Here is a 17,607-nt window from a genome sequence, read left to right as displayed (position 1 = left end):
GCGTGTTAGGAATAAGCCGCCGTTTGCGGACTATCTCGGCGATCCGCTTGGCGCTCGGGAGCTGGTCGAGCATCTTGGTACTCCTTACAGCTGACGATAATGCGATGCTTGCTTTTGCTCAGTATGGGCATTGAAGAAAAGGGCAGGTGGCCACAATCGGCAATGGCGTGGCGGCAGGACATGCACATCGTTGGTTTTGGGTAATAGCTCATTTCTCTCCTAGGCCACTAGCGATCCAGTTGCTTTGATTTTCGGCAAAGCGTCGATGAGTTCGAAAAGCGTGTCGGCTTCTGCATCGTCGGCTTTCTCGAAGCGATAGAACCCTGCTTTCTTGGCAGCTTTCTAATGTGAGCAAGGCCGTTTTTGAATCCGGTTGAGCCTCCGAGGCCGCAAAATGCATGAAAATGTCTTACACTTTTGTACTGAATCATGGAGTGATGTCCTCATTGGTCATGTTGCGAGGTTATTTAGTGCAAAATTTCAATATAATTTCTAAAAGCGAGTGTTTAACTTACAAGGTTGAGCTGGATGATGAAGGTGAGCTTTTAAAACCATGTCTTCTTTTTCTAAGTTTATTCGGAGTCAACGAGGAGGCGGAAATATTTATTGATCACTTCATAGAGCTTAAGAAAAATGAGAAATTTTCTTTAATGCTAAGAAGGTATCTGGCAAATTGTGATGTTGATTTTTCTAACAAGAAAAAAATTAGAAGTTTTTTTGGGAATATAATGGATGGAGAGGTTTTTTATTTTAAATCAGGAGAGCTAGCTTATAGTGACCGTAATTTTTATTCAAACGAGTTAACTGCAATAAATTTAGGGTTTGTAAGTTTCAATGATTTTGAGTCATACATGAAAGAACGTGAAAAAAATCTTGGGATTGAGGGTTTTAGGTATTTTTTTTACGGACAAAACGTAGAGAAAAGGATAGGAGCAAAAGAAAAATATAAAAGAATTTGTAGGTTTTGTAAGTGTGGTCCAAACAAACCTGAAAAGTTTAAATTGAAAGCTCATGCGATATCAGAGGCATTAGGGAATAAAAAAATTATTTTAAATGAAGAGTGTGATGACTGTAACAGATTTTTTGGTGATAAGTTAGAGCAAGATATAGTTGCCATGATTGGCCCCATGAGAATGGTTGTAGGTGATGGCGGTAAAAAAAGAAGCCCAAAATTTAAAGCTGGAAAATACGAATTAAAAAAGGAGGATGACGTTGTAAATGTAAAGGTAGATGCACCTTATAATCCAGAAAATAATGACATTATTTTTCCGGAGTCGGGAGAGTTGGTTTATCAAAATGTTTATAAAGCCTTAGTTAAGTATGCGATGAGTGTAATTCCTGATACGCATCTGGAATATTTTAATATTACCCTCAAATGGCTTCTAAAATCACCCGTAAAAGAGAAATTGCCACCGGTTTATAATGCAGTTATGCCACCGGCTTATAATGCATTTAAAGGGGTGGAGGCAAGCCCTCGGATTACTGTTTTCTTTAAAAAGGATGATAATGTAACTGCATTTTGTGAATTTATTGCGTGTGATATTGTTTGGGTTTTTTGGCTACCTACCTTCACCGATATGGATTCATTTGACTTTGATGTAGTGGGGTATTCTTCAAAGCGACATGGGATTAGTGCCAATAACTATATGTCTAATGATTATTCTCAAATAGATTCCAAAAAAATTCAGCATTCAATTACTTTCAATCAAAAATAAATTGCATTTTATATTGGAGCTTACGGGTTTGCCTACAGATAAACCATTCGTCTCCGAACCAACGTGCAAACGGTTAGGCCCGATGTGTTGTACATTTAGCTTGGTGTTTCTTATACGCCGTGAAGAACTGCTGAAGCTCCTGCGCCGACACCTTGTAATCGGCCCACTTACTTTTCATGGTAAGTGGGATTGAGATCGTGGTCTTGGCTGTTGCTAGTTCTTTTGGAAGTAGGAAGATGTGCCGTGGTTCATCATCGTTTTCAGGTAGTGCCAGCAACACGAAGTAATCCGCTATGTCTTGTTGCTTGCTAATGCAGTAGCACCATCGAGCTGAAAAAGACTTTCCTCTAGAGTTTCGGCCTGCTGGCATTAAACGGGATGTCTTAATATCAACCTTCACTCCGTAAACCGAAAAATCTATCGATGACTGCCACTTTAACTCGTTGTTATCAATCGCGTCAGGTACAAGGCGCTGGAAAAGTTGCTCACCAAATACAGCCAGACGATCAGTAGCTGAGCCGTAGCGAGCCTTATCTCCTGTGATGGGCACTCCTTCTTTCTTTAAGTGCCAGTAAACAGTTTGCCATTTAATCCCAGTTTCAATCTCCACTAGCTTGAGATTCTTTAGCCTGGAATAGCTTTCTTTAATGATCAATAGCGTTTTTGAGTCCATAAGAGCACCTCATCAGAACGGTATTTATGAATCTTCAAAATTGGCGTACTGGCCAGGATCAGGCGCGCCATACGGCTGCTGCCCTTGTGGTGGTCGATGACCCTGGGGCTGCTGCGCACCGCCATAGCCTGAATTATTCGGCGGCGGCTGTTGGTAGCCACTGCGCTGCTGATTCTGAGGCGGTTGCTGGTACCCGCTTTGTTGTGGCGCTTGCTGCTGTCCGCCGCTATCTAGCATTTGCATATCGTTAGCGACAACTTCCGTGGTGTAGCGATCTTGCCCGCTTTGGTCTTGCCATTTGCGGGTTTGTAGTCGGCCTTCGATGTAGACCTTGCTGCCTTTCTTTAAATACTGCTGGGCAATCTCTGCCGTTTTGTTGAATAAGATGACGCGATGCCACTCGGTCCGCTCTTGGCGTTGTCCGCTGTTGCGATCTAGCCAGCTATCACTTGTGGCAATGTTGAGATTGGCGACGGCGGTACCGCCCTGAGTGAAGCGTACTTCTGGGTCTTGGCCCAGGTTGCCAATCAAGATGACTTTATTAATGCCTCGGGCCATGTGACCTCCAAATAAAAAGGGCCCGAAGGCCCTACGTGATTGTGTGCTGCAGTTAAGGCTGGAACGTGCCCAGCAAGCACTCGCTTTCTGTCAGGCCATCGGTCACCAGCTTGGCGAACTCGGCGGCGATCTCTTCTTTTGCGGCATCTAGCGCGATAGCGCGAAGCCCAAACGATGGACCGCCTTTGGTTTTGCTGGAAACACGCATTGCCAGAGTGCGCTCTGTCAGCCCCTCGTAAGGTGTAACCGTCCAGTAAATCACTGTGGGCAGTCGGTCGGCATTCTTTACGGTGACGCTATTCATCACGCCCACGCGGCTGGAATGCTCCTGTTTGTCGCTTTCGATACTGGTCAAGTCGTCCAATTTGACCTTGCGGAAAGCGTGAAGGACCTTGCTACGCTCCAGCGCTTCGCCTTCGGTGTTTTCAAAAGTCAGCAGATGGCCCCAGTCCTCTACCAGCTCGACCATTTCCTCTTGATCGAAGGTGCTGGCATCGGCCCGAAGAAAAGCGGTGAATTCTGGCGTTTTGGGTAGGGTGAGAGTGGCGGAATGGTCACAATGCCCGGGAAGATCGATGTCGCCGATATCCAGATATGAACTTGCAGCCATGGCGTCTCGGTCGATAAATACCGGTGCATCAGCCTGCCGACCAGCCACGTAGGCAATGAAGTCTTTCAACCCCTTGGTCTTGAATTGCCCACGAAAGCGGCGGCGCTGGTCTTGGTACTTCTCCATATCCACCAGCTTGAAGTTGTCGCCCACGATCAGCGCGTGACCTTCGGCGGCTTCGGTACCGGTTTTGTGGCTGGCTTCAATGTGCTGCAGGGCTTCTTTGGTCAGTGACATTAGTGCTGTTCTCCGTGGTGGGCATCTTTGCGGTGCGGGTGGCCGATCATGTCGAACTGGTTCTTGGGCTCTAGCGTCATTTCGCCGCCCGTATTGACGTACATGACCGTTTCAGTGGTGTGGTTTTCGGCGGTGTCGCCGTGGTTGGTTGGCACTTTAAATGCCAGCTTATGGGTGACGCTGACCTGACTACCGGAGCCGATATTCTCGACAGTCAATTCAATCGACACTTTGGCTTTCTTTTTCGGATTGTCCGTTGCCGCCGCTGCTGCGTGGCTAAGGACTTTACCCAGGCGTTCAGCCAATACGCCGCCGTCCAAGTCCTCGATGAACTTGGTCACATCGGTGGGATGAGACATTACGAGTTACCTCATTGAGGTGTGGTGAGTAGGGCCAGCGGCCCCAAGGTATGGGATAAGTTAAGCGGCTTCCGGTTTCGCGGCGGGGTGACCTGCACATGAGCCATCTGGATTGCGGTTGTCGCAACTGCTATCACAGACCAACACTTGGTTACCTTCTGCGAGCATTTGTCGAAGCTCTTTGCGAGCTCCGTCCACGCCTTCAGGATGTGTGACGATATCGCCCAAGCGTTTATCGCCATAACTGAGCAACACGCTCACAGGAATATGGATATGAAAGGTGGTTGGTGTGTTGGGTAACTTCATTTAGGAGTCCTCTTCTTGGGCAATATCGGTGGCGCACGTCTGACAAAGTGCTTTATTGCCGTGCTTGCCAAACCCTCCAAGCGCCATAACATCGCCATCTTGAAAAGGGGTGTTACAGGCAAAGCAGCGGTTATACTTTTTTCGTTGTCTTTCACGCGCCTTTCGAAATTCAGGCCCGTAGACCGTGAATTCCTGCCTTATCCACTCAGGCGTGTAGGTGGTAGTGACTGTTTTAGTGATCGACTTCATGCGGCCTTGGCTTCGTGGTCGAGCAGGTGCCAGTAAACCTCCATGCAAGCTCGGGTATCGGCCATAGCGCTGTGCGCATTTTCCAACGGCTTACCGGTGAAGAACTCGTAAGCTTCTGACAACTTCGGCGACTTGTAGCCATATCGGCCTTTGGGAAGCATCTGCATAATCGGCTTGGCCAGAAGCATAGTGTCGGCAAACTCCTCTTTATCGGCCCAAGCCTCTGCGTCGCCTTCGCTCATATAGCGTTTGGCGGCTATGCGAATGATGCGCTGATCAAAGGTGCGGTTGTGGGCTACCCGTGGGTAACGGCCCCAAAGTTGGAAGAAAAGGTTGAGAGCGAGGGATTCGTCTACACCGACAGCGGCAGCATGCTCATGTGAGATGCCGTGAATATCAGATACCTCTGTAGGAATTTCCCAGCCGTCAGGGGCAATGATCAAATCCAGTGTGGCGATCTCCTTACGCGTATCAGTGTCAGCCAGAATTGCGGCTAGTTGCACCAGGTGCGGCTGGTGTTCACTTTCGCTGGGAGATTTCCAGTCGGGTAGGCCAGTGGTTTCAGTGTCGAAGAAGAGAACGGGGTTCATAGTAGACTCCAAAGAAAAGGGGCCTTGCGGCCCCTCATGGTGGGAAGTATTAATTGGTTAAGCGGCTAGTTGATCCATCGCAGCGGAATAGCCAGACCAGCTATCGACGCCCATGGCCTCCAAGGCGCGCAGCTTGGCTTGGTCGGCTAGTAACTGGTCATACTCGCTGCGGCTGATCGTGACCTGCTCCGACGCTTTGACCTCGCTAGTACGCTGGAAATTGTTAGCAGCGGTGTTTAGGCGGCTGGTATCGAAGGTTTGGCTAACCGTTTTGTCTGGCCCGCTAGCGTAATCGACACCATGGTAAGCCGGGTTTTTGCTTTCAGCAGCGACGGGCATTGGTTCAGGTTCTGGCTCTGGCTCTGGCTCAGGTTGAGCCTTACGCTTCTCTGCCGCTTCGCGTTCAGCTTTCTCACGGCGCAATTCTTCAAGCTCACGTTGATCAGCTGCGCGCTTCTCTTCTTCTTCACGCAGGCGCTTACGATCCGCTTCCACCTGGGCTTGCTCTGCCGCAAGCCGTTCACGTTCCAACGTTTGTCCGTGTTGCTCGCTGATGCGCTTTAGCACTTCGACTTTGGCATCTTCAGCTTCCGCAGTCACATCAAAGTAGCCGTCTACGTCGATGGCCACGGCGGCATCGTGAAGATCAGCCAGGCCATTTGAATCAAGCCCAACGGCAGTATCCAGAAAGCTCCAAATTTCCACATTAATACGCTCTCGCAGCTTAGCGATGCGTTCCTGCTTTTCACGCTCGGCGCGCTCATCTTCTGATTTTTTGGCGTCTTTAAGCGGCTGCTCTATTTCTTTTAAAGAAGCTACTAAATACTTGCCGTAGCCATTTACTTGTTCAATAAAATCTCGGTGTTTCTTAGTTGTTGCTTTACGGCGCTCTTCCGTTTTGGTGCGATAGCCAGTCAGCTCCTTAATGCCTTTCTTGCATAGCTCGTAACCGTCTTTTGTTTGGACGTTTGGCACTGTGCCGTATTGCTCTCGCAGCCCTGCCAGGGCCTGCTCAATAGCATTCAGCTCAACAAGTTCACCTTTATAGTCAATATCGGGGGCTGCGTTAGTCATGGTTCGCTTCCTCTTTTTGCTGTTTGGCTTTTTCTTGCTCGGCATAGACGCGGGCGATACCTTCATCGCGTGCCTTGATGATTACGTTGCGTCCATCATCCGGTTCCATGCCAGCCATTTTGGCCTTATCTGCAACACGCTGAAGTACGCGCTCAGCCGCCAAAGTGATGCTTTTTGGATGGGGGATTTTGTTGCGCAGCGTATCGGCTTCACGTTTGAGCCAATCGCGGTACTCGTCTTTGTATCGCTCTATCTCAGCGTCTTTATCTTCGGCAACCTGAATAGCGGTTGCCGCCTGCTGGACATCCTTGTAGTCCTTCTTGTCGAACTTGCCGTAATAAACGTCAGCGGCGAATCCAAGAAGGCTTAGGCATTTCTTGATGGCATCGGTAACCGATTTTTTAGCGGGGTCTTCGTCTGTTACCCAGTAGTTGCCTCTTGTGTAATAAACAGCGGGGGTGTGGCCATACTGACTAATTTCGCCCAGTTCCCCTTTCCATTTGTACCAAAGAGCTAATCGAATTGTGTGCGTTAGCTCGTGGCCAAGTAGCATGCCTCTTTTATGGTCGTAAACGGGGGCACCTTGATCAAAGCGATCTACTTCAATTCGATAGCCCCAGCCGATACCTATTGGGCCAAATTTTTTGGTGGCTAGTTCGATAACGTGCATAGCGTCAAGAGCGGTTAGTTTTTGGCCCTTAACTTCTTTTTCCTTAATAGCTGTGGTCGGTGTCTTATCAACATCACGCCATAGCTCTAAGTGATCGGCGCTATCGACAACGCGATAGCGTCCGGAAGGCACGCGAATGCGTGGCTTCTCATTAAATGAATTCATGGTTTATACTCCCCTATGATCTTCTCAGACGTCGATCAATGGCCCCTGACGTGTTCGCGCACGAATGGGGCTTTTTAGTTTTCGCGGCTTGGCTCTTGGTCCTGTGCTTCTGCAAGCAGCTTGCCTAGCTCAACGTGGTCCTTGACGTTCAAGCTGGTGCTACCCTTTGTGACGTAGTAAACCGCCACGCCAGTCTCTTCATCCCAGCCCGCTTTGCCTGTGAGTCGCCATTCGCTCATGCGGCTCTCCAGCTTGCTTCCATTTCTGCCTGTTCTTCTTCGAGACTAAACTGCTCATCTTCAGCGATGTCTTTTGCCCAGGCGTACAACACGCTTTGACCAGCAGTGGACTGGATATAGGCATCGACCATATCCGCCACCGTTGTTGATGCTGTTAGCTCTTCGACTGCGCTGGCTAAGTCACCAACCTCATTCAAATATATGCCGAATCTCGCAATGCCTTCGGCGTCACCGTCATGTATCGATTCACTCAGTGATTCGGCGCGTAACTGAATTTTTGTCGAGCGTTTCATCAGGCGCTCCAAAGCTGAAGAAGTGGGGCGGCTGCACCGGCTCGGCGGCTTGCGTATGCTTCCAGCCTTGCCGCGTTTGCGCGGTCTGAAGCTTTGCTTAAATCAGGCTGGAAAGGGCGGCTTGCCAGTTTTGGGCGTTGACCTACTGCAAAGCCCTTCGCGCGTCGTTGTGCGCGTTGCTCAATCAGTGCGGCGTTCATGTCGTTTCACCTTGAAGATGAGTGAAAAGGGGTAGCCGCGACGCTTAGCTGCTCGCTTAGCATTTTTGCGGCTACAAAAAAGCCCCAGGTCGAGGCGGGGGATAGTCAAGTGAAGATGCTGCTCACGCAGAATAAAGCGGGTCATCCCACACCTCTCGGAGCTGATCTCGTAGTGCCTTATCTGCTTTGCGCTGGTCAATCTCGCGCCGACGGCTGTAACGCAAAGCTGCAGCTTTATCGTTGCGGCTGTTTAGCTCGCTTTTTGTAATTGCCTTAGTGGGTAGAGTTGCCATAAAGCCTCCTGTGTAGTGCGCGCCGCCTGCGCTAATGCAGTGCCAATGCGGTTAGTGGAATTCAAGCGACGCGGGCATGGCGACTCGGCAAGAGGCCATGCCGTAAAAAAGCCCGCTGGGCGCGGGCAAGCAGGGAGTTGATGCGGGTGCATCGATATGCTGCCTGGCGCTTCCCCATAGCCCATGGCAGATACAGGGCAAGCAGCATACCGATGCCGCCTGTGTTCTCAGCCCAGACGGCAGGCATTAAGTGGCACTATCGCAGCTCCCGCGTCTTAGTTATCCTGAAGTTTCCACACACCAGGAGCTAAAAAATGGAACAACCACCAAAACTGCCGAGGATTGCGGCTCTGACGGATGTAGACTTTGCTGAACAGCACGAAGAATTAATGAATTGTTTGACTGATTTGGCTTTCAAGGCTGGTCCAGAAGGAATGAGTGATGTGACAAGAGCCAGCTCGGCACTAACAAACCTTCTCTCAAACCTCAGCGCTCGTATGCAAGTGTTAGAACAACTTGCTATTCGAGACGGCAAATACCCCACTGAATACGAATAATGCGGCATTCGTAAAAGGTTGGCTGTCATCGCCTGCGGTGGCGGCCACCTTATTCATTAGCGCCTGCTCAAGGTCTCGCTGTTGTTTTCTAAGCTTGGTAATCTCACTTTCTTTTTGCTGTATAGCCTCTTGGTTTTGTTGGGCTGCGAGGTAGAGTTCCTTCAGTTCTTCGCTCATAAACGATCTCCTGTGTAATTCGTGAAACACGCCGGGTCCGATCCGCCCAGACTCCCGGCTTACGCCGGTATATTCTTTTCTGCATATGCAGCTTCAGCGAGCTTCCGAATGCCCACTCTTCGAATGGGCCATTTCGTCCCAGCATTTCGACAGCCCTGAGCGGCGTACTCCTAGCGAACTCTCGCGGCGTTACCCGCTACGGCTGGCTAGGCTCATCGTGTTGTTAAAGAGCGTGGCCTGTTAGGGCCTGAACACGTTGCGGTGTGTTCGTGCTAATAAAATTAGCTCGATGCTAAATATTCGTCAATAGCAAAATGCTAAATTTTTATTTAGCGCACAAAAAAACCGCCCCGAAGGGCGGTTATTCAATCTTTGGTTTATTAGCCGTCACATGCGCAGCCGCGGGGCCTTGTGCAGTTGTAGTTCCGGCTAATGCATGAGTTACCACACGCCTTGCCTTTGCGACAAACTTTGCAGCAGCCGCCTTGAGCTATGGATAGCTCTGCAGGGATTTCTCCTATTATTTCTTGGCAGCTAGCCTCGTTAGTTACTGACATATCTTGAAAGACTTGCTGTTGCTGGCTTTCTTGAAAGGGTGCGCTGGAAGTGGGTTCATTGGCTATAGCGGACGTCGTTACGAACAGCGCTATAAAAATGGCAACTATGAATTTCCCCATCATTGATCCCCTGTTTAAATTATTGTTTTTAGCCTTAATGACTCCACTAAGAGTATCAAAGAAGGCCTAGCGTTAGCGCAAAAAACCGCCTTGAAGGGCGGGTTAAGTTTTGAGAAAGCGATTGAAAAAGCTAGCTAGCAAATATTAACATGAGAAATGTTCACGTTATGAGCATCATTTATGTTTAATTCTAATTTGAATTGGCGGCCCATGTCGCAAAAGCCTGACGATGACGGAGATGACTATCTACTGCTAAACCCCTGCGACGGATATCATGTTGTGGTGGCTTTCAAAGGTGAGTTTTACCCATTCGCAAGCAACACCCCCTATCAAAAGAATTATTTTTTATGCTGGGCCAAGCTACCAGCGCTTGATTCTAGCGACTGGCCTAGAGTGGCGGTCTAGGCCATCATCAGGTGCGTAGCACCCTGGTAGATATTGAAACTTGAGCGTATTGGTAGGGGAAAGAAGCTTGCCAGTTTCAATAATCATATCTTCAGCTTTCGATATTTTAGCTGGCACCTGTTGTATGAGTTTTCTCCACTTATCAAGAGTGGCGTCATTCATTCCATCAATAGCTTCATCAGTTAAAGCCATTAGCTCGCTTAACGGAGACTGAAGTCCAGCTACAAGCTCTTCATGGAAATCATAGCCAGCGGCTTGCAGTCCATCCAAGCGTATTCGCAAGTCAGCAACGGTAGGTTTCTCTCGATCAAACCATTTCGTAAATTTTAGCTGAGTACCCTGTTTCTTATGCAGCGTGCGAGCATCCTCAATTTTTAATCTGTCCTCATTATCGATATAGCTGACGCGACGCTTTGATAGTTTTTTGACTTCAGACCAAGCGGATGGGTGTTCACGCATCTGCTGTTTTTTTCTTTTTTGAAGAGGTTTTGCGCGCTCAATTACAGAATCTAATAAAGAGCTATTTTGCGAAGCGTCTTTCCTAAAATCTGAAACCGCTTGGCGGTTTTTTGCTCTGCGCTGCTCAGCATTAAAGCGGTTACGCTCATAATCAAAGTCAGCACCCAAGTGTTTTTTGCCGCATCTGTTACCTATGTTGGTCTCCAAGCCGTCGCTAGTAAGCACTAAAAAACCCCTGCCGTGCTTAGTTCTGCATGAGCTGATTCCGCATGGTATTTGTTGATCTTCTGGGAACTGGTAAGCCTGCAATATAAATTTAAGCTTACGATTAGTAACAGGGGAAAAGTCAACTTCCTCTTGAAATTTTGGGCGGCTATAAAGGTCCGCCGGGCTGTCAATTCTTATCTGATTCTGCATTTAACCTCCACTTATACCCCGTCCAAGAAGAGTGTGACAACAGCGCTAGTCAAACACCTCCCACCAGAATACGCGTCCGATGATCTTTGGGGCATCGGGTCCCATGAGGCTATAGGTTTCCTCTGGATACTCTTCAGAGTTATCACTAACTAAGCGGACGCGACCTAGCGGTAGCTTGTAAAGGCGCTTAATGCGGAGCATGCCGCCGTGATCGAGGGCGTAGATTTTGCTATCTATGATGTGTCGTGTGCCTTTATCAATCGCGATAGGTGAGCCGTCTGCGATAGTGGGCATCATTGATGTGCCAGTTGACGTTGCACATGCAGCGTTTTCTGGTGAGATACCCAGCTTGGCAAGCTTTGAAAGTGGGAAGCGCATGGTGTGCCCATGATTTTCAACCACTTGAGTGCGGCCATCCCCTGCAGCAAATTCAACCTCTCTGAAGCAGGGTAGCTCGACCTCATCGGGCCGGAGCGGCTCCTCACCATCAATGATTTCTACTGTGTGAAGCTCTATTTCATTGGTCCCCGGCACCTTCTTGATGAACCTGGCACCTGCATTATGGCTGTCGATATCTGAATCAGCATGCGTCCTATCCAACCAGCCAACAGGCAAGCCTTCCGCGCGTTCTATTTTGCGCGCGAGCGTATCCCCCAAATTCCTCACTGACTTTTTCGAGGTTATCTGGCTGAGCGTAGAGGCTGATGTATCCCATTTGTCAGCACACGCCGCTTTTGTGCGTGTCTGCATGAGTTTCAGCAAGTTTTCTTTGCGAATTTGATAAGCGTCCATACCTGGATACTCGCAGTATTTAGCAGAATGATAAATATGCAAAATGCTAATCCTTGCTTGATTTTAAATTAGCGCAAAGCTAAATTGTTTAGCATTAAACAGGAGATGCCGTATGTCTCATCAATTACGAACTTGGCTTAGCAAAACATCATCCGATCAACGACAGCTGGTAGCAGAGAGCGCTGAAACGTCAGTGGCCTATCTGTGGCAGCTCTCGGGTGGACATAGGAAAGCATCACTTGAAATGGCCAAGCGGCTTCAAGACGCCACTGATGGTGAGCTGACTATTGAAGGCTTGCGCCCCGATATTTTTGGCGATCCAACAACACAGGTCGCCTAGTCCCTGCCGCCTGCCTGTGAAGGCCGCGATATTCCCACGGTACAGAGGTAATTCCATGACTCGATACCTGCCTGATGATCGCCGCCGTAAACAGGAAGGCGAACATTTAACAAACGTGGTGAAGGTTCGCTTCACCGATGCTGAGCTTGCCGACATAGAGCAAGCGGCCGAAATGACGACCGGCGGACGTATTGCGCCGCTTCTTCATGAGCTTTCTTTGGAAGCCTTGGAAGCGCGCCGTATTCAGCAAGCTAAGTTGCTGGACGATCTTGCGAACGGAAGAACGCTGGACGAAAGCGCCCGCCAAGCTTTGGCCGATCTGATGGCCCGCAACGCTGAACGTCATTTGCTAGACAAGGTGGCACAGCGCGCAATGGCCTGAAAGGGCCGAGGAGTAATTCGTGATTGATCGCCAAGTAATTGCGCTCGCGGTGACAAGTATGTCGCCAGAAGGGCGTCAGGCAGCGGAGGCAGAAGCGGTTAAGCGCCGCATGAGTGTTGAGGATGTTGTGCTGGAGGCGAATCTGGAAATGGTTCAAGACCAGTTGTATTCGCTGCGTCGCGTCACGCCAGCGTTAAAAGTTATTGAGGGAGGTCGGGCGTAAGCCTGACTTTTCGACATTAGGCCCTGATAGGGCAGTCCTGAAACGACAAAGCCCAGCAATAAACGCTGGGGAGCGTGCTGGGCTTTGAAGTAAACAACGTGAGTTAATTATGACTAATACCGCTGAGATTTTCCAGTTTCCACGTCGAGAAGACGTCGATAGGCCGGAGCCAGAGCGCTCTGGCAGGGGGCCACAAGTGGAAGACGGCTATACACGAATAGCTGATGAGTTGTACAAGGTGATTAATAATCGCCATACGTTCCCTGGTACAGCAACACACTTGAGGATCGTACACGCCATTATTGTGCGCACCTATGGTTTCAACAAAACCATGGACGAGATAGCTGATACGCAGCTGGCTGAAGACACTGCCATTCCGCGCCAAAAGATTAACCCTGCCAAGCTTCAACTGCTTGCGATGAAGGTATTAAAGCTTTCTCCGGACGGAAGAAAAATTGGGGTTAACAAGCACCACCGTGAATGGGATTTTAGTTCTCGCCCTGAAAAAAAAGCACCTCAACGCAAAGAAGTTCCAAATGGTGACACTGTCACCAAAAAGGTGACTCCAAGCGTCACCGATTTGGGGACACACAATAGAGAGATAGATAGATTAGAACCTAAAGGTTCTAAATTTTCGTCGAAGAAAAAAACTTCTCCGAAAAAATGGGGCGAGGAAATTGACCATGAGCTTGCCGAGTTCATGCACGCCACCGTCACCGCTGAGCTGACCAATCCCAAGAAACCCAATCTGACTGCCTGGGCCAACGATATGCGCCTGATGCGTACTCGTGATGGTCGCACCGTCGAGCAAATCCGCTACCTGATCACCTGGGTTTCCAGAGACTCGTTCTGGAAAACCAACGTGCTGTGCCCGTCGAAGCTGCGCGAAAAGTGGGATCAGCTCGAACTGAAGGTTATCGCTTACAAGGAATCTCGCCATGCCAACCGCTCAGGAACTGACGCAAAGCGCGCTGAACAGGATCGAATCGCAGCACGCCTCGCCAACCCAAACGACGACGGCTGGATGGATGGGCTCTTCGAAGAAGACGCAGCTGCAGGAGTTGGTGAACCGAGTATTTACGCGACTGGAAGCGATATACCCAAGGACGTGGCGAACGGCGTTCAGCACGGATCAGATGCTGACGTTGGCCAAACGGGAGGTAGCTACCTCGATGGCGAAGTGGTCAACCCTGCCGACAACGCAAGCGGTGGATGCAGCGGTCGAGCGGATCAAGGCGGAAGGTGGGGAATGGCCCCCGAGCGTGGCCAGTCTGGTGAGGTTTTTGAAGCCGAGGCCGGAGGATTTTGGAATGCCTGACGTGGAGATTGCATTCAGCGAGGCGATTCAGAACAGCCAGAACCCAGCTGGCCACCGCTGGAGCCACGCCGCCGTGCGTGAAGCGGGTAAGGCAACTGGCTGGTTTGATCTGGCTCAGGCAAGCAGCGACTCCAAGATTCGTGCCCTGCGCTCGACGTTCCGCAAGCAGTACGACGCCGTGGTGAATCGCGTCATGGCCGGTGGAACGGTTGAAGCGCGTGGGCTGGTGGGCCATGACGGCCAGCTAAGCGCTGCACAGATTGCAGAGCGCAACGGTCGTGAACAGGCCGCCGCCGAGGCTGAGTCAAAATTCGGTCGCCGCATGAGTGGCGAGCAGGGCATTGCCGCGCTGAAAGGGTTGCTACGGGGAAATGATGCATGAGCATTCACGAATCTATGAATCAGTGGGGAAAGATGCGGCGTTATGAAGGAGATGCCTTCAAAGAACTTATTGGGGTTGATCCTGCAGAGCCAGATGCAGAAGGAATCGAGCTGGTGTTGGAGGTTTTGGGAGATCAAGAGGCCCACACGATCACCACCATCGACGCCTATCTAACTCTCGATGGAGTGGATCTTAGCTGCTGCCAAATAGCTGCCTGCATCCACCGCCTGTATATGGATGGTCACAATATAAAGCTGCTCCCACCCTACGACATATTTGGGTGCCCCGAGCGATTTAAGCTGATTGGGAAGGCTGAGCCTTTAGCGGGAGGTGCGGCATGAGCAGAGACATTTACACCGACCCTCGCCCTGGCGACCGAGTGCAATTCAGGAGTTATGGAGACGAAAAGCCTAGGAACCCAGTTGTTGTGACTAAGGTGGATGAGCGAGGAGTTAGCTTCGTGAGGCCAAGTGAAGGAAGTTTTGGTTTTGCGGGCTGGGAGATATGGCAGTGCCGAAAATACAAGATGCAAGAGCTTCTTTCTGGGCCTCAAGAGGTTATTGAAGGGGGGCGACATGACTAAGCGCAAGAATAAACGCCAGCCTATTTACTTTCGCGCCGTACGCCTGATTGATCCCGCCACTGGCGCTGAGGTCTCTGCATTTGTTCCTGCAGGCGCTGCTGACGTTAACACCATCAAGGAGCGTGGCATCAATATCGGCAACATCGTGAGGGGTGACATAACGCGACCGCGCAATATCGAGTTCCACCGTCTCGCCCATGCAGTAGGCGGCCTAGTAGCTGAGAGTATCGATAAGTTTTCAGGCATGAATCATCACGAAGTGCTTAAGCGTCTCCAGTTTGAGTCTGGCGTTGAGTGCGACGTGGTACGTACAGAGCTACCAGAATTCGGCATGGTGCTAGAAAACAAGCAGCCGCGTTCACTGGCGTTCGATTGCATGGAGCAAGGCGAGTTTTACCAGTTCATGCGCGGTATCTGTAGCCATATCGTTAATGAGTATTGGCCTGAGTGTTCACCCGAGCAGGTTGAGGCTATGGCCCAAGCAATGCCTGGAGTGACTGCCTGATGCTGCCCAACGAGTGCTACTTGCCGACAAAACCGCACCGCTGCCGCCAGTGGTTGAGCAACGTGCACGAGATAGATAGCTGCGTGCTTTGCGGTACCTGGGGCATCCAAGCCGCCCATAGCAACCAACACCGTGGTCGCGGGCAGAAGGCTAGCGACGCATTAACAGCTGCGCTTTGCCCAAAGTGCCACGGTGAAATCGATAACGGTAAGCACCTTAGCCGTGAGGAGCGTCGAGCGCGTATGAACGAGGCCATCGTTCTAACACTAGATCAACTAGCTAGGCGTGGCCTGGTTAAGGCGGCCAAGTGATGAGCGCATGGATACTAATCGCTGTCGCCATTGTGGGCGCCGCCTTCCTGTTCGGGCTAGGCCTCTATCTGACTGACGGCTACGACGACCAAGGCGAACCGCTGGAGTACCGATATGATCATGATTAGCAGCAAGACCGGGCAGCGGTTGGCGAAAGCGCGAGCATCAGAGCTGGCGGCGCTTAATCATTGGGTTAAATACCCAAGCCAGGAAAATTGGGAGGTATGGCAAAAGACGCAGATCGAGAGAGCGGCTGCTGGTAGCGAGTTGGGTGACGAGTTGATAGCAGACCGCCACCACGAAGCTGAGGGAGACTGATCATGAGTGATTTAGCCCTAGGCCGCATGAAAGCCGGAAAGATGAATAAGACAGAGGCGGCTTATGCCTCACTGCTTGAATCTTTGAAGCACGCGGGTGAGATCGTCTGGTACTCGTTTGAGGGGATGACGTTCAAGCTGGCCGACAACACTCGCTACACGCCTGACTTCGCTGTTATGCGTGCTGATGGGCTGATCGAACTGCACGAAGTGAAAGGCTTTTGGCGGGATGACGCCAGGGTAAAGATTAAAGTGGCCGCTGAGCTTTTCCCGTTCCGTTTCATTGCTGTGAAGAAGCAAAGCAAAAAAGCTGGCGGTGGTTGGTCTACGGAGGCTTTTGAGTGATCGAGCGCCCAACGCAATGGCCAGATGGTCGCCCGCTTGGTGGGGTGAATGGCTACCCAGCTGAGTGGCACGAATGGGCCAGAGAGTGCGAGGTGAAGTTCATTGCACGACAAATGCTAGCGGTACCAAGTGAGCAACGTAGAGCAGTACACGCTCAGTGGGAAAAGAAGTTCCCGCACGCAACACCGCAACGGATAAAAGACGTTTGGAATGAAGTGGTTGCAGAGATAAACGCAACACGGCAGGCAACAAAACGCAACAGTTGCGCCATAACGCAACGAAAACGCAACGGTAGGGGGAAGTGATGCGTTACGACTCGGCACGATCAATGATATTTCAGGCGTATCAAACGCGACGCGGGAACAGCCCTATTGCCGATTTGTTCGACAACCTCAAACGGATACGTGAAAAGGTGGGTGATAACGGTGCCAAGCTGCGCAGTTTGATAGCAGAGCATAAACGCAACGTGAAGGCGCTCAGTAACGCAGGGCCTTTTGACGCAAACCTCGATGAACTGAAGCGGGCAGTAGCAAATAGCGAACGCCGCTTATCTGAAATGCGCACTGCTCTTGAGGATGTATCGAAGTCGAGTAATGAGGGCGTTTGCCCCGACAATGATTGGAAGATCGTGCATGGCTTGGAGGCTGGCCAAGTAATCAGTGCCGTCGAGAACCAACCGCAACACCTGCAGGCTTTGGCACGCTACTGTTTCGGGCCATTTACTAAGGATGAGCTCGCAGAAGATCGGGAGTGGCTGCACACCGCGTTGATGCACGTTGGCATGCAAATGCGCTTGCCTGGGCAAGGCCAAAATGAACGTCCATCAGTGGAAGCGGTGCGCCAGTTGCGTTGGATAGTGTCGGCTGCGATACACCACCACGCTGAGACGACATATCCCTATAACAGGCCAGGGTTGCACAACCCTCGGCGCATTGCTGCGTGGATTGAGCAGGAGCATGGGGAAGAGATTGAGGTGCGCCGTTGGTCTGCGCATGGGCGTACTTGTTGGCGGGGCGTGTGGGAGCGGTTGCTTGATACGCTGGATCGCTGGGAGTGCCAAGTATTAGGCTCGGTTGCGATTTTAATACCAAGAGCTGCTTAAAAAAAAAGCTGTAAGCATTCTCTTACGCCCTAAGGGGCATTGCCATAAGGTTGAATATATCGTTCCCTGACTCTGCAACTCCTA

Annotated in this window: 30 protein-coding genes and 1 pseudogene; 13 read left to right on the top strand and 18 right to left on the bottom strand. The window is 50.5% G+C overall.

The window, feature by feature from the left end:
* Positions 1-5: 5 nt before the first annotated feature.
* The gene (locus CEK60_RS22085; protein ID WP_157698014.1) at positions 6-212 is read right to left on the bottom strand and encodes a hypothetical protein; all 207 of its coding nucleotides are present in this window, start codon (positions 210-212) and stop codon (positions 6-8) included.
* A gap of 186 nt (positions 213-398) precedes the next feature.
* Here CEK60_RS22085 and CEK60_RS06095 point away from each other — a divergent pair, with 186 nt between their 5' ends.
* Positions 399-1,715, top strand: a complete 1,317-nt coding sequence (locus CEK60_RS06095; RefSeq protein WP_157698013.1) for a hypothetical protein — start codon at positions 399-401, stop codon at positions 1,713-1,715.
* Between the two features lie 73 nt (positions 1,716-1,788).
* Here the strand turns inward: CEK60_RS06095 and CEK60_RS06090 are convergent, their stop codons facing one another.
* The 17 genes from CEK60_RS06090 to CEK60_RS06025 form a co-directional block, all read right to left on the bottom strand.
* Positions 1,789-2,388 (bottom strand): hypothetical protein, encoded by a 600-nt coding sequence (locus CEK60_RS06090; protein ID WP_089038275.1) that lies wholly within the window; start codon positions 2,386-2,388, stop codon positions 1,789-1,791.
* Between the two features lie 24 nt (positions 2,389-2,412).
* Positions 2,413-2,946 (bottom strand): single-stranded DNA-binding protein, encoded by a 534-nt coding sequence (gene ssb / locus CEK60_RS06085; protein WP_089038274.1) that lies wholly within the window; start codon positions 2,944-2,946, stop codon positions 2,413-2,415.
* Between the two features lie 52 nt (positions 2,947-2,998).
* Positions 2,999-3,793 (bottom strand): DUF2303 family protein, encoded by a 795-nt coding sequence (locus CEK60_RS06080; RefSeq protein WP_089038273.1) that lies wholly within the window; start codon positions 3,791-3,793, stop codon positions 2,999-3,001.
* Complete coding sequence (locus CEK60_RS06075; RefSeq protein WP_089038272.1) at positions 3,793-4,152, bottom strand: hypothetical protein; 360 nt, start codon at positions 4,150-4,152, stop codon at positions 3,793-3,795. The genes CEK60_RS06080 and CEK60_RS06075 overlap by 1 nt, the downstream gene beginning before the upstream one ends.
* 60 nt (positions 4,153-4,212) lie before the next feature.
* A complete protein-coding gene (locus CEK60_RS06070; RefSeq protein ID WP_089038271.1) occupies positions 4,213-4,458 on the bottom strand; it encodes a hypothetical protein in 246 nt (81 codons plus the stop codon).
* Positions 4,459-4,707, bottom strand: a complete 249-nt coding sequence (locus CEK60_RS06065) for a hypothetical protein (protein ID WP_089038270.1) — start codon at positions 4,705-4,707, stop codon at positions 4,459-4,461.
* The gene (locus tag CEK60_RS06060) at positions 4,704-5,297 is read right to left on the bottom strand and encodes a 3'-5' exonuclease (protein ID WP_089038269.1); all 594 of its coding nucleotides are present in this window, start codon (positions 5,295-5,297) and stop codon (positions 4,704-4,706) included. Before CEK60_RS06060 ends, CEK60_RS06065 begins: the two co-directional genes overlap by 4 nt.
* A gap of 57 nt (positions 5,298-5,354) precedes the next feature.
* The gene (locus CEK60_RS06055; RefSeq protein ID WP_089038268.1) at positions 5,355-6,371 is read right to left on the bottom strand and encodes a hypothetical protein; all 1,017 of its coding nucleotides are present in this window, start codon (positions 6,369-6,371) and stop codon (positions 5,355-5,357) included.
* Positions 6,364-7,206 (bottom strand): hypothetical protein, encoded by an 843-nt coding sequence (locus tag CEK60_RS06050; protein ID WP_089038267.1) that lies wholly within the window; start codon positions 7,204-7,206, stop codon positions 6,364-6,366. The genes CEK60_RS06055 and CEK60_RS06050 overlap by 8 nt, the downstream gene beginning before the upstream one ends.
* A 74-nt stretch (positions 7,207-7,280) precedes the next feature.
* Complete coding sequence (locus tag CEK60_RS22080; RefSeq protein ID WP_157698012.1) at positions 7,281-7,445, bottom strand: hypothetical protein; 165 nt, start codon at positions 7,443-7,445, stop codon at positions 7,281-7,283.
* Complete coding sequence (locus tag CEK60_RS06045) at positions 7,442-7,738, bottom strand: hypothetical protein (protein ID WP_089038266.1); 297 nt, start codon at positions 7,736-7,738, stop codon at positions 7,442-7,444. Before CEK60_RS06045 ends, CEK60_RS22080 begins: the two co-directional genes overlap by 4 nt.
* On the bottom strand, positions 7,738-7,938 hold the full coding sequence (locus CEK60_RS06040) for a hypothetical protein (RefSeq protein WP_089038265.1): 201 nt from the start codon (positions 7,936-7,938) through the stop codon (positions 7,738-7,740). Before CEK60_RS06040 ends, CEK60_RS06045 begins: the two co-directional genes overlap by 1 nt.
* A gap of 122 nt (positions 7,939-8,060) precedes the next feature.
* On the bottom strand, positions 8,061-8,231 hold the full coding sequence (locus tag CEK60_RS22075) for a hypothetical protein (RefSeq protein ID WP_157698011.1): 171 nt from the start codon (positions 8,229-8,231) through the stop codon (positions 8,061-8,063).
* A gap of 61 nt (positions 8,232-8,292) precedes the next feature.
* Complete coding sequence (locus CEK60_RS22070; RefSeq protein ID WP_157698010.1) at positions 8,293-8,478, bottom strand: hypothetical protein; 186 nt, start codon at positions 8,476-8,478, stop codon at positions 8,293-8,295.
* Positions 8,479-8,737: 259 nt separating this feature from the next.
* Positions 8,738-8,965, bottom strand: a complete 228-nt coding sequence (locus tag CEK60_RS06035) for a hypothetical protein (protein ID WP_089038264.1) — start codon at positions 8,963-8,965, stop codon at positions 8,738-8,740.
* Positions 8,966-10,002: 1,037 nt separating this feature from the next.
* The gene (locus CEK60_RS06030; protein WP_089038263.1) at positions 10,003-10,923 is read right to left on the bottom strand and encodes a hypothetical protein; all 921 of its coding nucleotides are present in this window, start codon (positions 10,921-10,923) and stop codon (positions 10,003-10,005) included.
* A gap of 45 nt (positions 10,924-10,968) precedes the next feature.
* Entirely contained in the window at positions 10,969-11,757 is a 789-nt protein-coding gene (locus CEK60_RS06025) for a S24 family peptidase (RefSeq protein ID WP_157698009.1), read from the bottom strand.
* A 70-nt stretch (positions 11,758-11,827) separates the two neighbouring features.
* Between CEK60_RS06025 and CEK60_RS06020 the strand changes: the two genes are divergently transcribed.
* The 12 genes and pseudogenes from CEK60_RS06020 to CEK60_RS05960 all read left to right on the top strand — a co-directional run bounded on the left by CEK60_RS06020 (position 11,828) and on the right by CEK60_RS05960 (position 17,523).
* The gene (locus tag CEK60_RS06020; protein WP_089038261.1) at positions 11,828-12,055 is read left to right on the top strand and encodes a hypothetical protein; all 228 of its coding nucleotides are present in this window, start codon (positions 11,828-11,830) and stop codon (positions 12,053-12,055) included.
* A 55-nt stretch (positions 12,056-12,110) separates the two neighbouring features.
* Positions 12,111-12,437, top strand: a complete 327-nt coding sequence (locus CEK60_RS06015) for a hypothetical protein (protein ID WP_089038260.1) — start codon at positions 12,111-12,113, stop codon at positions 12,435-12,437.
* Positions 12,438-12,456: 19 nt separating this feature from the next.
* On the top strand, positions 12,457-12,660 hold the full coding sequence (locus tag CEK60_RS06010; protein WP_089038259.1) for a hypothetical protein: 204 nt from the start codon (positions 12,457-12,459) through the stop codon (positions 12,658-12,660).
* A gap of 109 nt (positions 12,661-12,769) precedes the next feature.
* Positions 12,770-13,132, top strand: a pseudogene (locus tag CEK60_RS22655) (replication protein); the annotation flags it as partial.
* A gap of 466 nt (positions 13,133-13,598) precedes the next feature.
* The gene (locus CEK60_RS22645) at positions 13,599-14,360 is read left to right on the top strand and encodes a replication protein P (RefSeq protein WP_332459894.1); all 762 of its coding nucleotides are present in this window, start codon (positions 13,599-13,601) and stop codon (positions 14,358-14,360) included.
* Positions 14,357-14,701, top strand: coding sequence for a hypothetical protein (locus CEK60_RS05995; protein WP_089038256.1), 345 nt, complete (start codon positions 14,357-14,359; stop codon positions 14,699-14,701). The genes CEK60_RS22645 and CEK60_RS05995 overlap by 4 nt, the downstream gene beginning before the upstream one ends.
* Before the next feature lie 234 nt (positions 14,702-14,935).
* Complete coding sequence (locus CEK60_RS05985; RefSeq protein ID WP_089038254.1) at positions 14,936-15,448, top strand: hypothetical protein; 513 nt, start codon at positions 14,936-14,938, stop codon at positions 15,446-15,448.
* Positions 15,448-15,759 carry a hypothetical protein gene (locus CEK60_RS05980; RefSeq protein ID WP_089038253.1) on the top strand — a complete coding sequence of 104 codons (312 nt, stop codon included), beginning with the start codon at positions 15,448-15,450 and terminating at the stop codon, positions 15,757-15,759. The genes CEK60_RS05985 and CEK60_RS05980 overlap by 1 nt, the downstream gene beginning before the upstream one ends.
* Positions 15,759-15,887, top strand: coding sequence for a hypothetical protein (locus tag CEK60_RS22780; protein ID WP_269768695.1), 129 nt, complete (start codon positions 15,759-15,761; stop codon positions 15,885-15,887). The genes CEK60_RS05980 and CEK60_RS22780 overlap by 1 nt, the downstream gene beginning before the upstream one ends.
* Entirely contained in the window at positions 15,874-16,077 is a 204-nt protein-coding gene (locus CEK60_RS05975; protein WP_089038252.1) for a hypothetical protein, read from the top strand. The genes CEK60_RS22780 and CEK60_RS05975 overlap by 14 nt, the downstream gene beginning before the upstream one ends.
* A gap of 2 nt (positions 16,078-16,079) precedes the next feature.
* Positions 16,080-16,421: a DUF1064 domain-containing protein gene (locus tag CEK60_RS05970; RefSeq protein ID WP_089038251.1), complete on the top strand. Its 342-nt coding sequence runs from the start codon at positions 16,080-16,082 to the stop codon at positions 16,419-16,421.
* Positions 16,422-16,725: 304 nt separating this feature from the next.
* A complete protein-coding gene (locus CEK60_RS05960; RefSeq protein ID WP_089038249.1) occupies positions 16,726-17,523 on the top strand; it encodes a hypothetical protein in 798 nt (265 codons plus the stop codon).
* Positions 17,524-17,607: the final 84 nt, after the last annotated feature.

The organism is Halomonas sp. N3-2A (assembly GCF_002216165.1).
In the GTDB taxonomy this organism is placed as follows: Bacteria; Pseudomonadota; Gammaproteobacteria; order Pseudomonadales; family Halomonadaceae; genus Vreelandella.
This window is presented reverse-complemented; position numbering and strand designations above follow the sequence as displayed.